At 65.4% G+C, this 22,269-nt stretch carries 22 protein-coding genes; 15 read left to right on the top strand and 7 right to left on the bottom strand.

What is annotated here, in order from left to right:
- Window positions 1–24: 24 nt before the first annotated feature.
- The 9 genes from ACSFA7_RS07730 to ACSFA7_RS07770 all read left to right on the top strand — a co-directional run bounded on the left by ACSFA7_RS07730 (window position 25) and on the right by ACSFA7_RS07770 (window position 9,826).
- The gene (locus ACSFA7_RS07730; RefSeq protein WP_435498827.1) at window positions 25–663 is read left to right on the top strand and encodes a LysE family translocator; all 639 of its coding nucleotides are present in this window, start codon (window positions 25–27) and stop codon (window positions 661–663) included.
- 106 nt (window positions 664–769) lie between these two features.
- A complete protein-coding gene (locus tag ACSFA7_RS07735; RefSeq protein WP_435498828.1) occupies window positions 770–1,759 on the top strand; it encodes a DUF3829 domain-containing protein in 990 nt (329 codons plus the stop codon).
- Window positions 1,760–1,806: 47 nt separating this feature from the next.
- Window positions 1,807–3,018: a succinyldiaminopimelate transaminase gene (gene dapC / locus ACSFA7_RS07740; protein ID WP_435498829.1), complete on the top strand. Its 1,212-nt coding sequence runs from the start codon at window positions 1,807–1,809 to the stop codon at window positions 3,016–3,018.
- 52 nt (window positions 3,019–3,070) lie between these two features.
- Window positions 3,071–3,904 (top strand): 2,3,4,5-tetrahydropyridine-2,6-dicarboxylate N-succinyltransferase, encoded by an 834-nt coding sequence (gene dapD, locus ACSFA7_RS07745; protein WP_435498830.1) that lies wholly within the window; start codon window positions 3,071–3,073, stop codon window positions 3,902–3,904.
- Between the two features lie 50 nt (window positions 3,905–3,954).
- Entirely contained in the window at window positions 3,955–5,103 is a 1,149-nt protein-coding gene (locus ACSFA7_RS07750; protein ID WP_435498831.1) for a PilT/PilU family type 4a pilus ATPase, read from the top strand.
- A 16-nt stretch (window positions 5,104–5,119) separates the two neighbouring features.
- On the top strand, window positions 5,120–6,295 hold the full coding sequence (gene dapE / locus ACSFA7_RS07755) for a succinyl-diaminopimelate desuccinylase (RefSeq protein ID WP_435498832.1): 1,176 nt from the start codon (window positions 5,120–5,122) through the stop codon (window positions 6,293–6,295).
- A complete protein-coding gene (prmB, locus tag ACSFA7_RS07760) occupies window positions 6,292–7,173 on the top strand; it encodes a 50S ribosomal protein L3 N(5)-glutamine methyltransferase (RefSeq protein WP_435498833.1) in 882 nt (293 codons plus the stop codon). Before dapE ends, prmB begins: the two co-directional genes overlap by 4 nt.
- 141 nt (window positions 7,174–7,314) lie before the next feature.
- A complete protein-coding gene (locus ACSFA7_RS07765) occupies window positions 7,315–9,285 on the top strand; it encodes an ABC-F family ATP-binding cassette domain-containing protein (protein ID WP_435498834.1) in 1,971 nt (656 codons plus the stop codon).
- Window positions 9,286–9,316: 31 nt separating this feature from the next.
- The gene (locus tag ACSFA7_RS07770; protein WP_257860073.1) at window positions 9,317–9,826 is read left to right on the top strand and encodes a hypothetical protein; all 510 of its coding nucleotides are present in this window, start codon (window positions 9,317–9,319) and stop codon (window positions 9,824–9,826) included.
- 181 nt (window positions 9,827–10,007) lie between these two features.
- On the opposite strand, the gene ACSFA7_RS07775 is transcribed toward ACSFA7_RS07770, so the two are convergent.
- Complete coding sequence (locus ACSFA7_RS07775) at window positions 10,008–10,247, bottom strand: helix-turn-helix domain-containing protein (protein WP_435498835.1); 240 nt, start codon at window positions 10,245–10,247, stop codon at window positions 10,008–10,010.
- Window positions 10,248–10,313: 66 nt separating this feature from the next.
- Between ACSFA7_RS07775 and ACSFA7_RS07780 the strand changes: the two genes are divergently transcribed.
- Window positions 10,314–11,024: a helix-turn-helix domain-containing protein gene (locus ACSFA7_RS07780; protein WP_435498836.1), complete on the top strand. Its 711-nt coding sequence runs from the start codon at window positions 10,314–10,316 to the stop codon at window positions 11,022–11,024.
- A gap of 11 nt (window positions 11,025–11,035) precedes the next feature.
- Here the strand turns inward: ACSFA7_RS07780 and ACSFA7_RS07785 are convergent, their stop codons facing one another.
- The 4 genes from ACSFA7_RS07785 to ACSFA7_RS07800 all read right to left on the bottom strand — a co-directional run bounded on the left by ACSFA7_RS07785 (window position 11,036) and on the right by ACSFA7_RS07800 (window position 13,902).
- A complete protein-coding gene (locus ACSFA7_RS07785; protein WP_435498837.1) occupies window positions 11,036–11,626 on the bottom strand; it encodes a GAF domain-containing protein in 591 nt (196 codons plus the stop codon).
- A 309-nt stretch (window positions 11,627–11,935) separates the two neighbouring features.
- Window positions 11,936–12,496 (bottom strand): fasciclin domain-containing protein, encoded by a 561-nt coding sequence (locus ACSFA7_RS07790; protein ID WP_435498838.1) that lies wholly within the window; start codon window positions 12,494–12,496, stop codon window positions 11,936–11,938.
- 133 nt (window positions 12,497–12,629) lie between these two features.
- A complete protein-coding gene (locus ACSFA7_RS07795; protein WP_435498839.1) occupies window positions 12,630–12,950 on the bottom strand; it encodes a hypothetical protein in 321 nt (106 codons plus the stop codon).
- Window positions 12,951–13,098: 148 nt separating this feature from the next.
- Window positions 13,099–13,902 carry a MetQ/NlpA family ABC transporter substrate-binding protein gene (locus tag ACSFA7_RS07800; protein ID WP_435498840.1) on the bottom strand — a complete coding sequence of 268 codons (804 nt, stop codon included), beginning with the start codon at window positions 13,900–13,902 and terminating at the stop codon, window positions 13,099–13,101.
- 578 nt (window positions 13,903–14,480) lie between these two features.
- Between ACSFA7_RS07800 and ACSFA7_RS07805 the strand changes: the two genes are divergently transcribed.
- Window positions 14,481–15,908, top strand: a complete 1,428-nt coding sequence (locus tag ACSFA7_RS07805; RefSeq protein WP_435498841.1) for a tyrosine-type recombinase/integrase — start codon at window positions 14,481–14,483, stop codon at window positions 15,906–15,908.
- 173 nt (window positions 15,909–16,081) lie between these two features.
- Here ACSFA7_RS07805 and ACSFA7_RS07810 read toward each other — a convergent pair whose 3' ends face one another.
- Complete coding sequence (locus tag ACSFA7_RS07810; protein WP_435498842.1) at window positions 16,082–16,459, bottom strand: helix-turn-helix transcriptional regulator; 378 nt, start codon at window positions 16,457–16,459, stop codon at window positions 16,082–16,084.
- A gap of 568 nt (window positions 16,460–17,027) precedes the next feature.
- Between ACSFA7_RS07810 and ACSFA7_RS07815 the strand changes: the two genes are divergently transcribed.
- The 4 genes from ACSFA7_RS07815 to ACSFA7_RS07830 all read left to right on the top strand — a co-directional run bounded on the left by ACSFA7_RS07815 (window position 17,028) and on the right by ACSFA7_RS07830 (window position 21,324).
- Window positions 17,028–17,159 carry a hypothetical protein gene (locus ACSFA7_RS07815; protein WP_435498843.1) on the top strand — a complete coding sequence of 44 codons (132 nt, stop codon included), beginning with the start codon at window positions 17,028–17,030 and terminating at the stop codon, window positions 17,157–17,159.
- A gap of 383 nt (window positions 17,160–17,542) precedes the next feature.
- Window positions 17,543–19,726 (top strand): aminodeoxychorismate synthase component I, encoded by a 2,184-nt coding sequence (pabB, locus tag ACSFA7_RS07820; protein ID WP_435498844.1) that lies wholly within the window; start codon window positions 17,543–17,545, stop codon window positions 19,724–19,726.
- A complete protein-coding gene (locus ACSFA7_RS07825) occupies window positions 19,719–20,585 on the top strand; it encodes a DMT family transporter (RefSeq protein WP_435498845.1) in 867 nt (288 codons plus the stop codon). The genes pabB and ACSFA7_RS07825 overlap by 8 nt, the downstream gene beginning before the upstream one ends.
- Before the next feature lie 142 nt (window positions 20,586–20,727).
- Window positions 20,728–21,324 carry an acyl-homoserine-lactone synthase gene (locus ACSFA7_RS07830; protein ID WP_435498846.1) on the top strand — a complete coding sequence of 199 codons (597 nt, stop codon included), beginning with the start codon at window positions 20,728–20,730 and terminating at the stop codon, window positions 21,322–21,324.
- A 41-nt stretch (window positions 21,325–21,365) separates the two neighbouring features.
- Here ACSFA7_RS07830 and ACSFA7_RS07835 read toward each other — a convergent pair whose 3' ends face one another.
- Window positions 21,366–22,076 carry an autoinducer binding domain-containing protein gene (locus ACSFA7_RS07835; RefSeq protein ID WP_435498847.1) on the bottom strand — a complete coding sequence of 237 codons (711 nt, stop codon included), beginning with the start codon at window positions 22,074–22,076 and terminating at the stop codon, window positions 21,366–21,368.
- Window positions 22,077–22,269 lie beyond the last annotated feature (193 nt).

Here is a 22,269-nt window from a genome sequence, read left to right on the forward strand (position 1 = left end):
GACACATCCCGAGGAGACACCAAGATGACGTTCGCCACCGCCCTGCTGTTCGCCATCGTGGCCTTCGCCGCCATCGCCACGCCCGGCCCCACGGTGCTGCTGGCGCTGAGCAACGGCTCGCGCCATGGCGTGCGCCGGGCACTGCCGGGCATGCTGGGCGCGGTGCTGTCGGACTTCGTGCTGGTCGGCGCCGTGGCGCTCGGCCTCGGCGCGCTGCTGGCGGCGTCGGAGTTCTGGTTCTCGATGCTCAAATGGGTCGGCGCGGTCTACCTGGCCTGGCTCGGCCTGCGCATGCTGCGCTCCAAGGGCGGCTTCCAGCTGCCGGATGCCGACGCCGCAGCAACGGTCACGGCGGGCGAAAGCCGGCGCATCTTCTTCAAGTCCTTCCTTGTGGCGGTGACCAACCCCAAGGGCTACATCTTCTGTTCGGCGCTGCTGCCGCAGTTCATCGACCCGACGGCCGCGCAGGTGCCGCAGTACCTGATCATCGCGCTGATCTTCGCGGGCCTCGACACGCTGGTGATGCTGGCCTACGCCTTCGTCGGTGCCCGTGCGATCCGACTCCTGACGATTTCGGCCACGCGCTGGATCGACCGCGCCTGCGGCGGCATGCTGCTGGCGCTGGCGGGCTCGCTCGCCTTCTACCGGCGCAGCGCCGCCTGACCCTTCGACCGCTGTCCTCAGGCAGCGGCGCCCCTCCCCCACGATGTCTCGCGCGAGCCGTGCCACGGCTCGCCTTTGCTGTTTTCTTAACGGAGGAAAAGAAAGAATGAAGTACCAGACCCTTTTTGGAGCCACCCTCGTCGCCATTTCGGCGCTCCTCGCAGGTTGCGGCGACAAGGCGGACAAGACCTCGCAGCCCCAGGTCGCCGCCAAACAGTCCAGCAACGAGCAGCAACTCATCGAGAAATACAACATCTACGTCGACGTTTCCAACAGCCTGAGCACCTCGTTCCAGGAAGCGCGCGAGAACTACACCGAAAACCAGGTGCCGCTGCTGCAGGCCAAGGCGCCACTGACCAGCCTGCGCATCCAGAACGACATCCTGGTCGACCGCTCGGCCAAGAAGCTGGATGCGGCTGTCGCCATCGCCGCACCACTGCCCGAGATCGACGAATCGGCCAAGGCGTTCTCGGCCGCGCTCAAGGTGCTGTCGCCCCTGAGCCGCGAGCTGAACGACTACGCCAACTCCAAGGGCTACCTCGCCGACAACGGTGACAAGGCACGCCAGATGAACAAGGACTACCTGGCCGCGCTCACCACCGTTGCCGAGGCCGAAGCGGCCTTCGACAAGGGCCTGAGCGCCCGCGACCAGGCGCTGACCAAGGAAGCCTTCGAGAAGGCGCCCAAGGACACGGCCGCTTACTACCGCGCCGGCCTGATCTATCACGGCAAGTTGAACCACGCCGATGCCATGACGCTGTTCGCGGCGCCCAACGATCCGAAGGCGCTCGCCGCCTTCGAAGCCTCGCTGGCGCTGGTGGCCGACTCGGCTGCAGGCTGGAGCAAGAAGATGGCCGAGCAGTCGACCCAGAGCGGCAAGAGCTGCAGCGGCGGCATGCTGCAGATCAACGAGTTCATCGGCCAGTCGCGCTCGATGGTCAAGGACATCAAGGACGGCGTGTTCGCCCGCAAGGAAACCGGCGCGATGGCCCGGATGCCCGCGCACATGCGCAGCTCCAGCATCGTCAGCTCGGCCAACCGCTACAACCAGAACTTCGCCAACATGATCGGACAGTTCAACCATCCGCTCTGCTGAGGCAGCCCCCAGCCCCGGGTGAGGCCCTGTCGCCGATAATCCCGGGCATGAATCCCTTGCTTTCCAGGTTGCAGCCGTACCCCTTCGAGCGGCTGAAGCAACTGTTCGCGGGCGTCACGCCCGTTCCCGAATACGCACCCATCAGCCTCGGCATCGGCGAACCCAAGCACGCCACGCCGGACTTCATCAAGGAAGCCCTCCGCGCCAGCCTCGGCGCGCTGGCTGCCTACCCCGCCACCGCCGGCGACCTGAAACTGCGCACCGCCTTCACCGACTGGCTCCAGACCCGCTACAGCCTCGCGCTCGATCCGGCCACGCAGGTGCTCCCCGTCAACGGCTCGCGCGAGGCCTTGTTCTCGCTGGCGCAAACGGTGATCGACGCCACCGTCTCGCCGCAGCCAGTGGTGCTGTCGCCCAATCCGTTCTATCAAATCTACGAGGGTGCCGCGCTGCTCTCGGGCGCCGAGCCGTATTACGTGCCGAGCGTGCCGTCGCGCAATTTCGCGGTCGACTGGGACAGCGTGCCGGAAGAAATCTGGGCCCGCACCCAGCTCGTATTCGTCTGCTCGCCGGGCAATCCGACGGGCGCGGTGATGCCGCTGGACGAATGGCAGAAGCTCTTTGCCCTGTCGGACCGCCACGGCTTCGTGATCGCGGCCGACGAGTGCTACAGCGAGATCTACTTCCGCGACGAGCCCCCGTTGAGCGGCCTCGAAGCCTCGGTGAAACTGGGCCGGCCCGATTTCAGGAACCTGATCGCCCTCACGTCGCTGTCCAAGCGCAGCAACGTGCCGGGCCTGCGCAGCGGCTTCGTGGCGGGTGACGCGGCCATCATCAAGAAATTCCTGCTCTACCGCACCTACCACGGCAGCGCCATGAGCGGCACCGTGGCCGCCGCCAGCATCGCGGCCTGGGGCGACGAGGCGCATGTGGTCGAGAACCGCGCCAAGTACCGCGCCAAGTTCGCCGCCGTCACCCCACTGCTCGAACCCGTGCTCGACGTGCGCCTGCCCGACGCCAGTTTCTACCTCTGGGCCGGCGTGCCCGAAGTGTGGGCTGGCGACGACGAAGCCTTCGCCCGCGCGCTCTACGCTCAATACAATGTCACGGTTCTGCCGGGGAGCTATCTGGCGCGAAACACGACGCACAGCGCCAACCCTGGCCGGGGCCGCATTCGCATGGCCCTGGTGGCCGAAACGGCCGAGTGCGTGGAAGCCGCCGGGCGCATCGTCCGCTTCGTCCAGGACGGCCGGCACTGACGCACCGCTTCCCAAGGCTCCTGGCCCCGATTTTTCACCCGAGACTCTCTCCATGACCCAGCAACTGCAACAAATCATCGACGCCGCGTGGGAAGACCGCGCCAACATCTCGTCCTCCGCCGCCTCCGCCGAAGTGCGCGACGCCGTCGAGCACGTGATCACCGAGCTCAACAACGGCAAGCTGCGCGTTGCCACCCGCGAAAGCGTCGGCAAGTGGACTGTGCACCAGTGGATCAAGAAGGCCGTGCTGCTGTCGTTCCGCCTGAAGGACAACGAACAGATGCAGGCCGGCTCGCTCGGCTTCTTCGACAAGGTGCCGACCAAGTTCTCGCACCTGTCGGCCGCCGAACTCAAGGAATCGGGCGTGCGCATCGTGCCGCCGGCCGTGGCCCGCCGCGGCAGCTACATCGCCAAGGGCGCGATCCTGATGCCCTCGTACGTGAACATCGGCGCCTACGTGGGCGAAGGCACCATGGTCGACACCTGGGCCACCGTGGGTTCGTGCGCACAGATCGGCGCCAACGTGCACCTGTCGGGCGGCGTCGGCATCGGCGGCGTGCTCGAGCCGCTGCAGGCCGGCCCGACCATCATCGAGGACAACTGCTTCATCGGCGCGCGCTCCGAAGTGGTCGAAGGCGTGGTCATCGAAGAAAACTCGGTGCTCGGCATGGGCGTGTACATCGGCCAGAGCACCCCGATCTTCAACCGCGACACCGGCGAGACCTCCTTCGGCCGCGTGCCCTCCGGCAGCGTCGTCATCAGCGGCAACCTGCCCAAGAAGACCAAGTCGGGCCAGGACTACAGCACCTACGCCGCGATCATCGTGAAGACAGTCGATGCGCAAACGCGCTCCAAGACCAGCCTGAACGACCTGCTGCGCGACTGAACCCCTGCCTTTGTCCCGTTAGAAAACAACAGACCCGAGGAGAGAGACCGATGAACATGATGGAGCGAATTCTTCGTTTGATGGCCGAGCGCAAGGCCTCCGACATCTACCTCTCGGCTCACTCCCCGGTGATGATCCGCATCAACGGCATCTGCGTGCCGATCAATGCGCAGGTCCTGCCCGCGACGGCGCCGCTCGCGCTGCTGTCCGAGGTGGTGCCCGAAGCCCGGATCCAGGAGCTGGAGAACACGGGCGAACTGAACATGGCCGTCGCCCTGGAAGGCGCCGGCAACTACCGCATCAGTGCCATGCGCCAGCGCGGCACCTATGCGGTGGTGGTGCGGCACATCGCCTCGGTCATCCCGAGCTTTGCCGACCTGAACCTGCCCGACATCCTGAAGACGCTGATCATGGACAAGCGCGGGCTGATCCTGATGGTCGGCGCGACCGGCGCGGGCAAGACCACCACCCTGGCCTCGATGCTCGATTACCGCAACGAGAACGCCAGCGGCCACATCCTCACGGTGGAAGAGCCGATCGAGTTCACCTACACCAACAAGAAATCGCTGGTGAACCAGCGCGACGTGGGCAGCGACACCACCTCGCTGCACATCGCGCTCAAGAACGCGCTGCGCCAGGCGCCCGACGTGATCCAGATCGGCGAAATCCGCGACCGCGAAACCATGACGGCCGCCATCGCCTATGCGCAGTCGGGGCACCTCTGCGTGGCCACGCTGCACGCCAACAACAGCTACCGGGCGCTGAACCGCATCCTGAGCTTCTTCCCGGTGGAAGTGCGCCCCACGCTGCTGGGCGACCTGGGCGGCGCGCTGCGCGCCATCGTGTCGCAGCGCCTCCTGCGCACGCCGGCCGGCGCGCGCGTGCCGGCGCTCGAGGTCATGCTGAACACCGCGCTCGTCGCCGACCTGATCGAAAAGGGCGACTTCTCCGCAGTGAAGGAGGCCATGCAGCAGTCGATGGCCGAAGGCTCGCAGACCTTCGAGGAAGACATCGCCCGCCTCATCATCGAGGAGCGGGTGACGCGCGAAGAGGGCCTGGCCCACTCCGACTCGCCCACCAACCTGCTGTGGCGCCTGCAGAACCGCGCGGCGCCCAAGCAGCAGGCCGACGACCGCCACTTGACCGACCAGGTCGACGAACCGACCTTTACCGACATCACGCTCGACGTGAAGTTCTGAACGAACCTTTTTCCCGATGTCCCGCACGCTCCAGCTCGCCGAACAACTCATCTCGCGCCCCTCGGTCACCCCTGACGACGCGGGCTGCCAACAGATCCTCGGCGAACGGCTGGCGCAACTGGGCTTCGCGCTCGAAACCATCGAGAGCGGGCCTGCCGACTTCCGCGTGACCAACCTCTGGGCGGTGCGCCGCTCGGCCAACGCCGCAGGCAGCAAGACGCTGGTGTTCGCCGGTCACACCGACGTGGTGCCCACTGGCCCCGTCGAACAGTGGACCAGCCACCCGTTCACGCCCACGCACCGCGACGGCAAGCTGTACGGCCGCGGCGCCTGCGACATGAAGACCTCGGTGGCTGCGTTCGTCGTGTCCATCGAAGAATTCCTGCAGGCCACGCCCGACCCGAAGCTCACGCTGGCCCTGCTGCTCACGAGCGACGAAGAAGGCCCGGGCGTCGACGGCACCGTGGTCGTCTGCAACGCGCTGGCCGGGCGCGGCGAGGTCATCGACTACTGCATCGTCGGCGAGCCCACGGCCGTGGAGCGCTGCGGCGACATGATCAAGAACGGCCGCCGCGGCACCATGAGCGGCAAGCTCACGGTCAAGGGCGTGCAGGGCCACATCGCCTACCCGCACCTGGCAAAGAACCCCGTGCATGCGGTGGCGCCCGCGCTGGCTGATCTGGTGGCCATCAACACGGCCGGCGGCTGGGACGCGGGCAACGACTATTTCCAGCCGACCAGCTGGCAGATCAGCAATTTCCATTCGGGCACGGGCGCGAGCAACGTGATTCCGGGCAATGCGGTGATCGACTTCAACTTCCGCTTTTCGACCGAATCGACGCCCGAATCGCTGCAGCAGCGCGTGCATGCCGTGCTCGATGCGCACGGCGTGGACTACACGCTCGCCTGGACGGTCGGCGGCCTGCCCTTCCTGACCACGCCCGGCGAACTCGTCAGCTCGGTGCAGGCGGCGATTGCCGACGAGACCGGCATCGCGACCGAACTCTCGACCAGCGGCGGCACGAGCGACGCACGCTTCATCGCGAAGATCTGCAAGCAGGTGGTCGAGCTGGGCCCGGTCAACGCCAGCATCCACAAGATCGACGAGCACATCGACGTGGCCGAGATCGAGACGCTGAAGAACATCTACAGGCGCACGCTGGACCGGCTCGAAGCCTCGCTCAGCCAATGAGCACAGTCATCGAACTCATTGAAGCCGGCGCGAAGCGGCTGGAAGAGGCCGGCGTCGCCTTCGGTCACGGAACAGCCAACGCCTTCGACGAGGCCGCGTGGCTGGTGCTGTGGCGCCTGAAGCTGCCGTTGGACGACATCGACGCGGTGGCTGACACGGCGGTCTCGCCGGCCGATGCCGGCAAGGTCGCGGCACTGCTCGACGAACGCATCGCCACGCGCAAACCCGCGGCCTACCTCACCAAGGAAGCCTGGCTGCAAGGCGTGCCCTTCTACGTGGACGAGCGCGCCATCGTGCCGCGCAGCTTCATCGCCGAACTGATCGCCGATGGCAGCATCGACTACTGGCTCGGCCCGCACACGCAGCGCGTGCTCGACCTGTGCACCGGCAACGGCAGCCTGGCCGTGCTCGCGGCGCTGACGTACCCGGACGTGACGGTGGACGCCGCCGACCTCTCGGTCGAGGCGCTCGAGGTCGCGGCAATCAATGTCACCCGGCACGAACTCGATGCGCGCGTGAAGCTGGTCGAATCCGATGGCCTGGCGAACCTGCCTGGCCCGTACGACCTGGTGCTCTGCAATCCGCCCTATGTGAACAGCGCCAGCATGGCCGCCCTGCCCGCCGAGTACCAAGCCGAGCCCGAGCTGGCGTTGGCCGGCGGCACTGACGGCATGGACTTCATCCGCACGCTGTTCGCCGACGCGCCTTCCCGCATGAGCGAACAGGCGGTGCTGGTGCTGGAAATCGGCAACGAGCGCGACTACTTCGAGGCGGCATTCCCGCAGCTCGAGGTGGTGTGGCTCGAAACCTCGGCGGGCGAGGACCAGGTCCTACTCGTGACCCGGACCGCCCTCCTGGCCGGTGCCGGCGCGCGTTAGCTGCGCCCGCCCAAGCCCCTTTTCGCCGATCTGTCGCAGCGTTGGCTGCGGTCCCCCTTCATCGGGTGATGTCCCCCTTTGCCCCTTCGCGCCAGGACGCCCCGGGCCGGACGGGATAATCGCCCCTACGGTTCCTATTTCATGATTACTCTCAAAAACGTCATTCTTCGCCGCAGCGCCAAGAAACTGCTCGACGGCGCCACCGTCACCATCAACCCCGGTGAAAAGGTCGGCCTCGTCGGGCGCAACGGCGCGGGCAAGTCGACGCTGTTCGCGCTGTTCAACGGCTCGCTGCACGAAGACGGCGGCGATTTCTATGTGCCCAAGCAGTGGCGCATGGCCCAGGTGGCGCAGGACATGCCCGAGACCGAGGAGTCGGCCACCGACTTCGTGGTGGGCGGCGACACCCGCCTGGCCGAGTTGCGCGCCACGCTCGCGGCCATCGAGGCCGCCTACGCCGAGAACCCCGACGACGCCGACATCGGCATGGAACTGGCCCACGCCTACACCGACCTGGCCGACGCCGGCGAGCACGACGCGGTGCCGCGCGCGCAGGCGCTCATCCTGGGCCTGGGTTTCAAATCGCACGAGCTCGACGGGCCCGTCAACAGCTTCTCGGGCGGCTGGCGCATGCGCCTGCAGCTCGCCCGCGCGCTGATGTGCCCGAGCGACCTGCTGCTGCTGGACGAACCCACCAACCACTTGGACCTGGACGCGCTCGTCTGGCTCGAAGCCTGGCTGCAGAAGTACGCCGGCACCATGATCGTCATCAGCCACGACCGCGAGTTTCTCGATGCCGTGACCGACGTCACCCTGCACATCGCCAACGCCCAGCTCACGCGCTACGGCGGCAACTACAGCAAGTTCGAGGACATGCGCGCGCTGCAGATGGAGCAGCAGCAGGTCGCGTTCTCCAAGCAGCAGGACAAGATCGCCCACCTGCAGAAATTCATCGACCGCTTCAAGGCCAAGGCCAGCAAGGCCAAGCAGGCGCAAAGCCGCGTGAAGGCGCTCGAGCGGATGGAAAAGGTGGCGCCGCTGCTGGCCGAAGCCGACTTCACCTTCGAGTTCAAGGAGCCGGGAAACATTCCTAACCCGATGCTCTCGATCAGCAATGCGAGCTTCGGCTACGAGATCGAGGACGAAGCGCCCAAGACCATCCTGCGCGGCGTGAGCCGCTCGGTGCTGGCGGGCCAGCGCATCGGCATCCTGGGCGCCAACGGCCAGGGCAAGTCGACACTGGTGAAGACCATCGCGCGCGAAATGGGCGCGCTGGCCGGCGAAGTCACCGAGGGCAAGGGCCTGAACATCGGCTACTTCGCGCAGCAGGAACTGGACGTGCTGCGCCCACAGGACAACCCGCTCGAACACATGGTGCGCATGGCCCGCGAACTGGGCAGCGCCGCGAAGGAAAGCACCGGCGAGCAGGCGCTGCGCGGGTTCCTGGGCAGCTTCAATTTCAGCGGCGACATGGTCAAGCAGCCCGTGGGCACCATGAGCGGCGGCGAAAAGGCCCGCCTCGTGCTCGCGATGATGGTCTGGCAGCGCCCCAACCTCCTGCTGCTGGACGAGCCCACCAACCACCTGGACCTGGCCACCCGCGAGGCCCTGGCCGTGGCGCTCAACGAGTTCGAAGGCACGCTGATGCTGGTGAGCCACGACCGCGCGCTCCTGCGCTCGGTGTGCGATGAGTTCTGGCTCGTGGGCCGCGGCGTCGTCACCGACTTCGACGGCGACCTGGACGACTACCAGCGCTACCTGCTGGACGAAGCCAAGCGCCTGCGCGAAGAGGCCAAGATCGCGGTGCGCGAGGCGGAAAGCGCAGTGGCCGCGGCTGCGGCGGCAGCCACTGCCGCCAAGCCCAACGCGCAGGAGCGCCAGCAACGCAGCGACCAGGCCAAGCCGATCAAGCGCGAAATTGCCCAGATCGATGAACGCCTGGCCGCCGCCGGCGTCGAACGGACTGCGCTGGAGGCCCGCCTGGGCGAGCCCCTCGCGCCGGCCGAGATCGCCGACGCAGGCAAGCGGCTGAAGGCCCTGAACGACGAAATCGCCAAGCTCGAGGAGCGCTGGCTGGCCCTCTCGGACCAGCTGGAGGCCCTGGCAGCCTGAACTCACCGGTCCCACCAAGGAGACACGCCACATGCCGTCCGCGATCGAACTGGCCCATGGTGACGAAAAGCTCATCGCGGCCATCCACCGCAGCCGGAAGCTGATCGGCCGCAAGGCCCTGATGGCGGCGGCCGCCAGCGCGATTCCGCTGCCCGGCATCGACTGGGCGGCCGATGCGGCCCTGCTCTCGCGGCTGGTGCCGCAGATCAGCGCCGAATTCGGGCTCTCGGTCACCCAGGTCGAAAAGCTTGCGCCGCACCAACGCGAGCGCATCCAGAAAGCCGCCACCACCGTCGGAGCGCTGCTGGTCGGCCGGCTCGTCACGCGCGACTTGCTGATCAAGCTCGCCAAGCACGCCGGCGTGCGCCTGACGGCCAAGCAGGCCACCAAGTACGTACCGATCGCAGGGCAGATCGTGTCGGCGGCGCTCGGCTATGCGGCCTTGCGCGCCCTGGGCGAGCAGCACATCAAGGACTGCGTGCGCGTCAGCGCCACACTCGGTCTAGCGCCTCCCGCACAGCACGTGCCCGTTGGCGCCTAGCGTCGTCCAGCAGCACGCTCGCCACCCAGGCCGCCCCGGACAGGCCGAACGCCGCCATGCCGGTCACCGCTGGGGCGCCTGTCAGGACCCCGTAGAACAACGCAGCCATGGACAGCAGCGCCAGCAACGCGCACAGTGCGCAGTCGAGCCCGAGGCCCGGCGACACAGGACAGCGCACCGCTCAGTCGTTGACGCGGGGCCAGTGGAACGAAGTCGGCGCCGGAGCCAGCTCGGTGGCTTGCAGCTTCACCTGATGTTCGTAGGCGGTCAGCAACGCGACGTAGTGGCGCGACATGACATCGCGCACCCGTCCGAGGCCGATCTTGCTGACCGTGGGTTGCGGAATCCCGGTGCGTTCCTGGATCTGCTTTTGTGTGAGGCCCATGGCCCGCAACGCCTGCACCAACTCGCGTGGCTTCATTGAAAACTCCCATTTTTATATTCTGCATTCTATTTATAATATTCATCCAAGCTTAAATCTCCGCCCATGGAGACTATTGCCAAACGTGCAAAGGCAGCACGCGAATATGCCAAACTGACTCAGAAGCAAGCCGAAGCAGCCTCGGGCGTGAAACAGGCGAGCATCTCGAAGATCGAGCGCGGGGACACCATCCGCAGCACGAGCCTCCTGGCCCTGGCGCGCATCTACCGCGCCGATCCCAACTGGCTGGACACCGGCGACGGCCCGGCGCCGTGGGACCCCGTCCAGATCCGCAAGGCGCAGCACCAGGCCAACGAGCCCGCGGCCATCTACAGGGTCGTGCGCGTGCCGCCGGAGCTGCCGTACTTCGCGCCCGGAACGCCCGACACGGTGCCGCTCATTTCCTGGTCGCAGGCCGCCAACTGGGACATTGCGGGCAAACATACGGCCGACCGCTGGATTCCCTGCATCGCGCACCACAGCCCGGAGAAGACCTACGCGTTGCGCGTGGAAGGCGACAGCATGGCCGCGGCGAGCGGCGCTTCGAAGAGCTATCCCGAGGGCTCGATCATCTTCGTCGACACCAACCTCAAGATTCCCGCGGATGGCGAGCGCGTCATCGCCCTGGTCACGGAGAGCAACAAGCTCACCTTCAAGGAATTCAAGGAGCAGGACGGCCCGCGCTGGCTGTTGCCGCTCAACCCGAAGCACGAGCCGATCCGCACCGCCTTCGTCGTGCTCGGCACCGTCATCGGCAAGTGGGAAGACGAAGACTGAGCCAGAACCGATCAGCGCAGGCGCGGCGGCGGCACGTGGGGCTCGAGCGCCCAGTTCGCCATGGCCTTCTCCGCATCGCGAGCGCGACGCAGGTTGATCTTCTTCGCGGCAAGCTGGGCCGACACCTCGAGTTTCTTCAGATCGCGCTGCGCCAACTGCTCGTTGGGCGCAAAGCTGAAGCAGCAGAGCGTGCCGTAGATGCGGCCATCGTCGAGCACGATGGGTGTGCTCAGGTGGGCGCCAATCGAAAAATCGGTAGGTGGCAACTCATCGAAAATCGGCAGCGTGGCCACGTTCTGCACGAGCCTCGGCAGCCGGCCATCGATCACGCGCTGGCAGAACGACTCCTCGAGCGGTGACGATTGCTCCGGCTCGATCACCCGCGCCTCGGGCTTCGTCTCGACGCGGCGGAACACGCGGCGGCCATCGCAGAACTCCGAGACGAAGACCACATCCATCCGCAGGTGATCGAGCACCATGCGCAGAACCTCCGTCACCGAAGCGTCGATGAGATCGTCGGTGCCATCGGGCGTGGCCACCAGCAGCTCGGACACACGGACTTCGAACGCGTCCGGCGCGTAATCGGGATCGTAGAAAACCATGCGGCGAATTTTATTTTTCTGCCGCGACGGCGCAAGCGCTGCGACAAGGTCAGGTTGCTTTCAGTTTCGCCGCGCATAGTTGGGTCTCTCCCGTGGCCTGCATCCTCTCTGATCCTCCCTCCTCCAGCAGGTCACCTTCCAGCCCGCCTCGTGCGGGCTGTTTTTTTTAGGGCTTGTTGCTCGCCCCCAGGCTGCGCGCACTTCGTGTCGCTTCGCCTACCCCCTACCGGGGGCAACATCTGCGGCCCGGCAAAGCCGGTTCCGCGATGTTCGCTGGAAGAAGACAGGGGCGGATGCGGCCTGGCCTTATTACTTGGGCAGCAGCACCTTGTCGACCACGTGGATCACACCGTTCGACTGGTAGACGTTCGGGATCGTGACCGTGGCGGTGCCGCCCTTCTCGTCGGTAAGCGTGATCTTGCCGCCCTTGCTCTTTGCGATGAGCGTGCCGCCGGCAACAGTCTTCAGTTCGGCGGAGCCTTTGCCGGCCTTGATCTCCTTCTTGAGCTCGGCCGCATCGAGCTTGCCCGACACCACGTGGTAGGTCAGCACGCCGGTCAGCGCATCCTTGCTCTCGGGCTTGAGCAGCGTATCGACCGTGCCGGCCGGCAGCTTCGCGAAGGCCGCATTGGTCGGTGCGAACACGGTGAACGGACCCGGGCCCTTGAGCGTGTCGACAAGGCCCGCCGCCTTCACGGCCGCCACCAGCGTGGTGTGGTCCTTGGAGTTGACCGCGTTGTCGATGATGTCCTTGGTGGGCAGCATCGGCGCGCCGCCGACCATGACACTGGCCGCCATCGCCGAATAAGCCCCGGCTGAAAGCGCGACGGCGAGGGTGATGACTGCGAAGCGATGAAGTTTGCTGTGCATGAAGGTGCTCCTGTTGTGTGACGGGCACGCCGCGAAATGCGCGACGGCTGCCTTCAATACGGCGCACCGCACCCAGCAGATTCGTTCATCGAGGAAAAAAAGAAAACGGCGCCTGATCGCGCCGAAGCCATTCTCAGAACCGGAACGAGCCCAGTCTCTGCAAGTGCGCCCGCAATTCCGAGCGCGGCGTCTTCTTCGCATACGCGAGCGCCAGGATCAGGCCGACGCCCGTAGCGGCCGCGCCACCCAGCACCACCGGACTCAAAAGAAAGCGCCCGATCCGCGAACGCGGCCGTTCATTGCCATTGCCTTCGCCCGAAGCCGCCCGCTCCAGCGGGGTGACGGCCCGCAGGGCGCTGGGGTTTTCTTCGCTTTCGAGAATGCCTTGGGAAATCTCCAGCGGCGTCAGTTCTTCTGCAATCGGGCCCGAAAGCCGGGTGTCGTTGGCGCTCATGGGAAAGCCTTTCCTCTCAGGTTGATCTTGCAATCGAGCCTCGCCTGTGCGCGGGCCGCGATTGCTCAGCCGGCGGCGGGCATTCGCGTAGGCCGAAGGCGCACGCGCCCCAGGCCGATCTGGAGGCAACGTGCCATGTCTTTGTCGCTCAGAAGGCCGGGATCACCGCGCCCTTGTACTTGTCCTGGATGAACTTGCGCACCTCCGGCGTGTGCAGTACCGCCACCAGCTTGGCGACGGCTGGCGATGCCGCGTTGTCCTTGCGCGAGGCGATGAAGTTCGCATACGGCGACTTGCGGCCGTCCTCGATGAAGAGCGCGTCCTTGCTCGGGTCGAGCTTGGCTTCGAGTGCGTAGTTGGTGTTGATGAGCGCGAGGTCCACATCGGGCAGCGCGCGCGGCAGCTGCGCCGATTCGAGCTCGCGGATCACCAGCTTCTTCGGGTTGGCGACGATGTCGCGCGCAGTCGACTTGATGTTGCTCGGGTCCTTCAGCTTGATGAGCCCTTCGCGCGCCAGCAGCGCCAGCGCCCGGCCCGAGTTCGACGGATCGCTCGGGATCGCGACGACCGCGCCCTCGCGCAGCTCGGACGCCTTCTTGATCTTCTGCGAGTACGCGCCGAAGGGCTCGATGTGCACGTCGCTGCCCGGCACTTCCACGATGTCGGTCTTGCGGTCCTTGTTGAAGGACTCCAGGTACGGGCGGTTCTGGAAGAAGTTCGCGTCCAGCTGCTTGTCGCTCACCGCGAGGTTCGGCTGCACATAGTCGTTGAACACCTTGACCTGCAGGTCGACGCCCTGCGCCTTCAACTGCGGGCGGATGAATTCGAGGATCTCGGCGTGCGGCACCGGCGAAGCGGCCACGCGCAGCACTTCTTGCGCATGTGCGGTGGCGCCGAGGCCGGCGATCGAAAGCGCCATCACGGAAAGTGCGCGTCGGATGGAAAGCGACATGGTTCTGGATTCCCTCAGGAGATAGGTTTTGTACGTTCGCCTTCGCCAGTACGAAAAGGCGCGGGGTCGCAGGTTAGCCGCGCCGCGCCGTTGAACAAACAACGGATCGGCGCTTGCATATCTGTTTTCCGCTGGTGTTCAGCCGGCTGCGTTTTCCTGCTGCTCGCCCAGCGACAGCATCAACCGGTTGGCCCAGTTGAAGAAAGCCGCGCCATGGATCACGTCGGCAGTCGCCATTCGTACTTGGTTATGCGATTTGCATGTATTGCAGCGCGGTGCCGGTCTGTTCGATGGGCCATGCAATGCGGCAGGTTCGGGCGGCAAGTTGTGCAGACGGAACGAAAAAAGCCCACTGTCTGTTCGACGGCGGGCTTTTCGTATTCAGCGAGGTTCGGTGGTAGGACGTACTGGATTCGAACCAGTGACCAACGGATTAAAAGTCAGCTACTGGAAGATCTACGATCGTCCCACGTTGTCACGATCCATTCAATTAATCTTATATAAATCAATAAGTTATCGAAACACCTTGTCCGTTGTCGTATCATTTGCGCTCTCCAAATCCAACCATGGATCGTGACATGGATCGTGACACTTCAACCCAGTCGGCTGTCCGCCGTAGCGCGCCCAAGCCGCTGACGACCACGGCGATCAGCGCGCTCAAGCCGGGCCGCATGTTGGCCGACGGCGCCGTCCGCCCCGGCGCCGGCAGTCTTAAGATTCGCAAGCGCCTCACGGCTGGCGGCGTGGTGCCTGAATGGGTGTTCGAGTGGAATCGCGATGGCAAGACAACCCGTCAGTCGATCGGACGCTACAGCGTGAACGAAGCCCAAAACTGTCTGACGCTCCCGCAAGCTCGCACCGAAGCGGCAAGGCTCCAAGCGAGCATTACTGCCGGCGAAGATCCGGCCGCCCAGCGCGAGATCGACCGCGCCGAGCGCAAGGCCCAGCAGGCCGCGGCGGTCGCCAAGATTCGCGACGCCAAGGAGAAGACGTTGAGGGCGCTACTGGACGCCTACGTCGCTGCGCTCCGCGCCAAGGGCAAGGACCGCACAGCCTCTGATGTGGAGAACATCTTCAAGAACCACGTCGAGATCGCATTTCCCGATCTCGCCGCTCTTCCGGCTGCGCAGATCACGCCAGAGCACTTCTCGCGCATCCTGACTCGACTTGTTGGCGCGGATGTTCAAGTGAAGCGTGGCCGCACGGCGCTCAAACTGCGTAGCTACGCTTCGGCCGCGTTCAAGCTCGCGCTGGGTGCTGCCACTGACCCGATGGCTCCGGCAGCTGCTGCCGGCTTCGGCCTCACGTACAACGCCGCCGCCGCCGTACCCGCTGGCAAGATGGCCGCGACCTTCAATCGGCCCGGCGAACGCGTCCTCTCCGTGGAAGAGTTGCGTCACTATCTCGCACATGTCGCCGCCCTTCCCTCGACCCTTACTCGGCTCGCACTCCAATTGCAGATCGCGTCTGCTGGTCAACGCTTCCAGCAACTGCTCCGCCTCCGCCATGCAGATGTCAGCGCCTCGACCGTCACCCTGCTCGACCCAAAAGGTCGCCGCAGTCAACCTCGCTCTCACGTGCTTCCCCTGGTGCCGGAGATCGCCGAAATTCTTGACGAGCTTCGAATGATCAATGCCATTGAAAACGGTGATACGACCGCCCTGCTTTTCGCTAGTCGCGGCGGCCCGCTAGCGGCGGAGACGCTTTCGAGTGCGGTTCAAGAGATCTCCATCGCGATGGTGCACGCCGAGCAATCGCAGTCCCCGTTCCGGGGTGGCGACATCCGGCGGACGATTGAAACCATGCTGGCCGAGACCCTGCGCATCAACAAGGACACCCGAGCACAGCTTCTCAGCCACGGCTTGAGCGGTGTGCAGGATCGTCACTACGACAAGGGGCTGCATCTGGAGGCGAAGCGCGCAGCGCTGCGCGCATGGAACGACTTTGTTGCCGATCAAAGCATCGGCTCATGGCGGAACAACTGCATGGCATTCAGCCAGATGTGATCGGGGCGCAACTTGCACACGGCAAGAGCGGCTCACTTGGAGCCGCCTACGATCGGGCGGGGGTCGTGGGCAAGGGCTGAGACATGACGCAGCCTTGGGCGGACTATCTGGATCAGCTTGTATCCGGTGCGCAGGTCCTGGCACTCAAGGCAGCCTCAGCAAGAGGCTCCCGGTTAACCCACAGCAGCGGGGCCTGGCACATCGCCGCTTCGAGGACGAGGGCCATCAAAGCAGTCCGCATTGAGGTCGTGCGGCATCACTTGCATCAACTGGAGCGGCGCATCCGCCTGGCTCAAGGCTATCGGCGATAGAGATGTATTCGAATAGCTCTCTGGATCCTCGATCCACCGTTGAAGCGCTGCGCGCGGCCACCGACAGGCGCGCACCCCTATATGTACCGGTGGCGGGAACTTGCCTTGAGCAATTCTTCGATACACGGTGGCGCGACTCAATGCAGTGATACGAATCACGTCGGCCATGCGAAAGAACGCGGGTGCGCCGACAGTTTGTGGAACAAGCTCGCGAGCTTCAACGTGGTGTTCGAGTTGCATGACGGATCCTTTATGGGGGCCGTGCTTTCAAGCCGCGCATTGTTTGAGATGAAGTGCCTCGCTTGAAGAGCCGAATAGCAGAACCAGTGCCCAGGCGAGAGTGAAACGTGCACTGCGCAGGGCTCGACAATCGCTGTTCAACCCAGCGGCAGCCTCTTTCCAAATCGTCTTCCGCATGGATTTGCTTCTAGCGTGCGACGAGGTGCAGCCTAAGACAACTATGACTTTTGAGAGGCCTCTGAAAACTGACGGGATGGCCCGATGACGCGCGGCATCTCGCTTCCCAAAATTCTCATCGCTACATCTGACCTGTGCTGGCCCGTAACCCAGCTTGGACTGTGCGTCTCTTGGCGGGCATGAAAAGACCGTCTCTGCTCCCCTCGACAGGCGTCGGCAAGCAGTGACAGAAGCGATCCCAGCACGAGTCCACGAGACGTGTGCTCGAGGAAGCCGGAGTGGACTCGCGAAGGCGGCTCGTTCCGCCTGCGACAACCCTCTCGCTTCGGCAACGGAGCCATGGAACATCACCGCGCAGGCGGCCCGATGGCTGGGTATCGATCCGGCGAAGATGAAGCTTTACAAGCAGATGGTGCCGGGCGTGTCGAGGACGCGGGAAGCGCGCCTTGCACGCCGCCGTGCTTCCTTCTCGCTCGAGCAGGCACCGCCCGGCATGACCTTCATTGACATCGCCGTGCGGTAGACAGATCGATCCGCAACTTTTCTGCTCACCGCGGCCGCAGTCGTCACCCGCGCATTGTCGAAGTGCGCGCATATCGCGCCGCGGCCTTGTCGATCGAACGCGTCTTGGCCGCAGGCTGACAGCGAACGCCGGAGCAAACAGCAGTATTGGGTTCGTGCACCGGCCATGAGACGAGAAGCGCCGTGCAGCGAGACCGCATGGGCGAGGTTCTTGCCCACCGTGATCGGGTTCAGGGCAAAGGATGAACGAACCCTGATCTACCAGGGACCTGCAGCGCCCCATCGGCAAGCTGCCCGCGCCGAGCAACTAGCACATTGCGCAGTTGCGACGCCGGCGCGGATCTTCAACGATGCGCAGCTCCGCCTACCGCTAAGGAGCATCCCATGCGCACGCTGCTGATCGACAACTACGACTCGTTCACCTACAACCTCTACCAGTACTTGGCGGCCTGCAACGGCGAGCCCCCGATCGTGCTGCGCAACAACGAGATGCACTGGGACGAGGTCGAGCGCATGCACTTCGACAACATCGTGATCTCGCCGGGGCCCGGGCGTCCGCAGCGACGCGCCGATCTCGGCATCTCGGCCGATGCGCTGAAGCGTTCCCGCAAACCCGTGCTCGGCGTCTGCCTCGGCCACCAGGCCATCGCCCACCACTGCGGCGCCCGGGTCGACTTGGCGGTGCGGCCGATGCACGGGCGTCTCGATCGTGTGTCGCACGCGCAGCGCGATCTCTTCGCCGGCATTCCAGACCGCTTCGAGGCGGTGCGCTACCACTCCCTCGCGGTCACGCAGCTGCCCTCCTCCCTGGAGCCGCTCGCATGGACGTCCGACGGCACATTGATGGGATTGCGCCACGTCTCGCTGCCCTGGTGGGGGGTGCAGTTCCATCCGGAGTCGATCTGCACCGAATTCGGCGCGCGGCTGCTGCGCAACTTCAGGGACTTGACGCTGGAATGGCTCGCGCAGGCGCCGCGACGCGAGGCACGGGATCGCTTCGGACCCGCATTGCACCTTGAAGGTCCGCAGGCGTTGTCGCTGCACGCGGAGTGCATCGACACCGCGGCCGATGCCGAGGCCGTGTTCATGAGCACGTTCGCGCACAGCGATTGCGCTTTCTGGCTGGACAGCAGCCTCGCCGAAGCCGGGCGGGCGCGCTTCTCGTTCATGGGCGATGCGAGCGGTCCGCGCACCCAGGTACTGAACTACCGCACCGCACCGCGCGAACTGATGGTGCGGCGGGGCGACGTCGTCCAGGTACGAGACGAGAGCATCTTCGACTACCTGCGCGACCACCTCCCGGGCCAGTCGCCGGCGGGCCCGAAACTTCCCTTCGACTTCGCCTGTGGCTTCGTGGGCTACTTCGGCTATGAACTCAAACGCGAGCTCGACGGTGCACGCGCCCACGATGCGGACACCCCGGACGCGATGTGGATTCTCGCCGACCGCTTTCTTGCCTTCGACCATCTGGAGCAGCAGGCATGGATCGTCTGCCTCGATGAGGACGCGCCATGCAATGAGAATCGCCGCTGGATGCAGGCCATGCGCGAGCGACTCGAAGAACCACAGGTGGAGGGGCCGGAGGACTGCGCAGATGCGGCCCGCGAGCTGCATTCATTGGCCTGGCGCGTGGACCTGGCGACCTACCGAGATCTCATCCTGCGCTGCCAGCACGAGATCCTGCAGGGCGAGACCTACGAGGTCTGCCTCACGAACCAACTCGTCGGCGAAGGACGCATCCGACCGCTGGAGGTTTATCGGGTCCTGCGCAAGCATAATCCGGCGCCCTATGCGGCCTACCTGCGCATCGGCGGCTATGCCGTGCTGTGCGCCTCGCCTGAACTCTTCCTGCGCATTTCCGGCGAACGGGAGGTGGAATCGAAGCCTATCAAGGGGACCGCGGCGCGCGGCGCGACACCCGCCGAAGACGACGCGATCGCGGACGCCATGGTCGCCGACGAGAAGACCCGCGCGGAGAACCTGATGATCGTCGACCTGCTGCGCAACGACCTTAACCGGGTCTGCGAAGTCGACAGCGTTCACGCGCCGAGCCTGTTCGCGGTCGAGACCTATGCCACCGTGCACCAATTGGTCAGCACCATCCGCGGGAGGCTTCGAGCGGACCTGGGGACCATGGACTGTGTGCGCGCCGCGTTCCCCGGCGGCTCCATGACCGGCGCCCCCAAGGTGCGCACGATGAAAATTCTGGACGAACTCGAAGATGCCGCGCGCGGCATCTACTCTGGCAGCATCGGCTATCTGTCGCTCGACGGCGCGGCTCAGCTCAACATCGTGATCCGTACGCTGGTATCGGCCAACGGCCGGATCTCCATCGGTGCCGGCGGTGCCATCGTCGCCATGTCCGACCCCGATGCCGAAGTCGAGGAGATCGTGCTGAAGGCCCAGGCGCTGTGGGATGTTCTCCGGCGCTGCGGTGCGCCGCTCGGCACGCGGCCAGGGACGGGCGCGGATGCAGATGTCGCAGGCGCTTCGGTGCTCCCGGAGCCGCCATCCGACCCTATGGCTCCGCACGCCGCCCCGACGCCGCCACCGTCCACCAATGGCTAGCGCAAAGGCCAATCGCCGGGGGATCCTGCTCATGCTGGTGGCCATGGGCTGCTACGTCCTCAACGATGTCTTCGTGAAGCTGGCCGCGCAAAGCCTGCCGCCCGGGCAGGTTCTTGCCGTGCGCGGTGCGTTCGCGACCATCTTCGTCCTGGCCATCGCGCGGGGCACGCGCGGTAGCTGGCGAACGGCACTGCGCCCGCTCGTGGGGGCGCGCTGCGGACTCGAGGTCACGACGGCCCTCGCTTCCGTGGTCGCCCTGTCGCTGGCGCCGCTTGCCACTGTGAGCACGCTCATGATGACCGCGCCACTGATGATCGCCGCCACGGCCATGGTGCTGCGGTGGGAGCCCTGGCGCGGTGGGCGTCTGTTGGCTACCGCCGCGGGATTTGGTGGCGTCCTGCTGGTCATCCAGCCGGCCGCGCGGCCGGATGTCCCCCCGGCCGGTCTTGCCTGTGCGCTGTTATGCGCTGCTTCGCTGGCCGCCCGCGACCTGGTGACGCGGCGCATCCCCGCCACGATCCCCTCGTCGACCATTGCGGTCGCGACCACGCTCGCCGTGTGCCTGGCGGGCCTGCTGATGAGTCTCGTGGAACGCTGGACGGCGCTCACGCGGTACGAGCTCGGCATGCTCGCGGCGGCGGCGGGTTGCGCGGCGCTGGGCAACTACGCGCTCATCGTCGCCTGCCGCGGCGTCGATCTCTCGGTCGTCACACCTTTTCGCTACAGCCTGATCGTCTGGGCCCTGCTGCTGGGATACGCGATCTGGGGCGACATGCCTCGGCCCCAGGCTGCCGTCGGCGTGCTGCTGATCGTCGCGGCCGGTGCCTTCACCGTCTGGACCGCGCGCGGCCGCAGGTAAAAAGACCGAACTGTCCGCCCACCATGGTTCGCAGGCGCTCGATGGGGCGCTTGCCACGACGTTCGCCGCCCTATCAACTCTGACAGTGTCCCCGCGCCTGTCATCACGCTGTAATGCGGGCCTCACTCAACGAGGTGACCCCATGGAGATCATTGCGGGAACGATCGACTCTTTCACGGCAGACGTGCTGTTCGACATGGCGCGCTACCGGCACGAAGTTTTCGTCGAGAAGCTGGGCTGGAAGCTCGATACGCGCGGTCGGCTGGAGCTGGACGAATTTGACCGGAAAGACACCATCTATCTGATCGCGCGCAATACGGACGGGGAGATTGTCGGCACGAGCCGCCTCTTGCCCACGCACCGGCCCTATCTGCTCGCCAGTGTCTTTCCTCAACTGCTCGGCGCCACGCCCGCGCCGTGCTCGCCTGACGTCTGGGAACTGTCGCGATTTGCCGCTGCCGATTGGATGCGGCTCGACGCGGGCGAAAGTCCACATGGCTGGTCGCTCGCGCTGGACATGCTGAGCGTCGCGATGCGGACCGTTGCCAAGCATGGAGGACGGCGACTCATCAGCGCCTCGCCACTGGGCATCGAGCGCATTCTGCGTCGCACCGGCCTGTCCGTGCACCGCGCGGCGCCACCGGTGCTGATCGAGGGCCAACATCTCTTTGCCTGTTTCATCGACGTGGACACTGACTGGTGTCCGCGCCAAGACTCGCACGCCGACGCGGTCGGTTGAGTCACCACAGCCGGGCTGGCGCGCCCCGTGCGGCACTCCACTCAGTTCAGGAGCCCGAGCCGTGAAGCGAATGCCGCGGCCGAGCTCTTGGTGGGCGCGCCCAATCTGGCCATTGCGTTCTGCAGATGAAATTCGACCGTGGGTTTCGAGATGCACAGGATGGACGCGATCTCATCGCTCGTCTTGCCATCGCCCGTCCAGCGCAGCACCTCCACCTGCCGTTTCGTGAGGGATTCGAGCCCCTCCAGCGGGCTACCTCCCAGGAGGCCGCAGAACGCGCGGTGAGCGGTATGGACCAGCCACTGCAGCAAGAGGTCCTTGGCAAGCATCTCCGCGGCCGTCAGCGGTTCGCCCGACCTTGCAAGCGTCAGCATGCCGACCCGCGCATCGGGCTCGAAGATCGATTGCGCCCAGCCAACGCACAGGCCGAACGAGCGCGCCTCATCCCACATCTGCGGTGCGTCCCGGAAGACTTCATTGCTCCAGACCACGGGCGTGCCGCTGTGCACGCCGTGTGCGACCGTGGGATCGACCTGGAGGTATCCGGCGTTGATGTAACGGTGATTCCACCGCTCGTCGTACGTGCTGAACATCAAGGTCTTCTGTCGAGTGAAGGGCACGAGCGTGCGCAGCCCGTAGGCGCAGTGCTCGAAGCCGAGGTGCCTGGTTGCGACGCTGATCTGCGCGAGCACCTCAGAAGGCTCGCTTGCCTGGCTCAACCGACCGAGAACATCCTGGGTCCACTCGTTCATAGGTGCGCTTCCTGCGTCGTCGCCCCCCCTTTTTCGCGAGCACCATCGAGGCTCCCGGTGTGGAGTCCGTCAGGCGAAAAGGCCAGCGGCTCCAGCCTTCTGAACCGACCCGAGCTGGGCCGGCCTGCTGCTTGCGCCCGGCGGCCACTCAGCATGTGATGGAGGCCAGGGTGCAACAGTCTAGAAGCGCCGG

It is taken from the genome of Variovorax trehalosi, assembly GCF_051216415.1.
Classification (GTDB): domain Bacteria; phylum Pseudomonadota; class Gammaproteobacteria; order Burkholderiales; family Burkholderiaceae_C; genus Variovorax.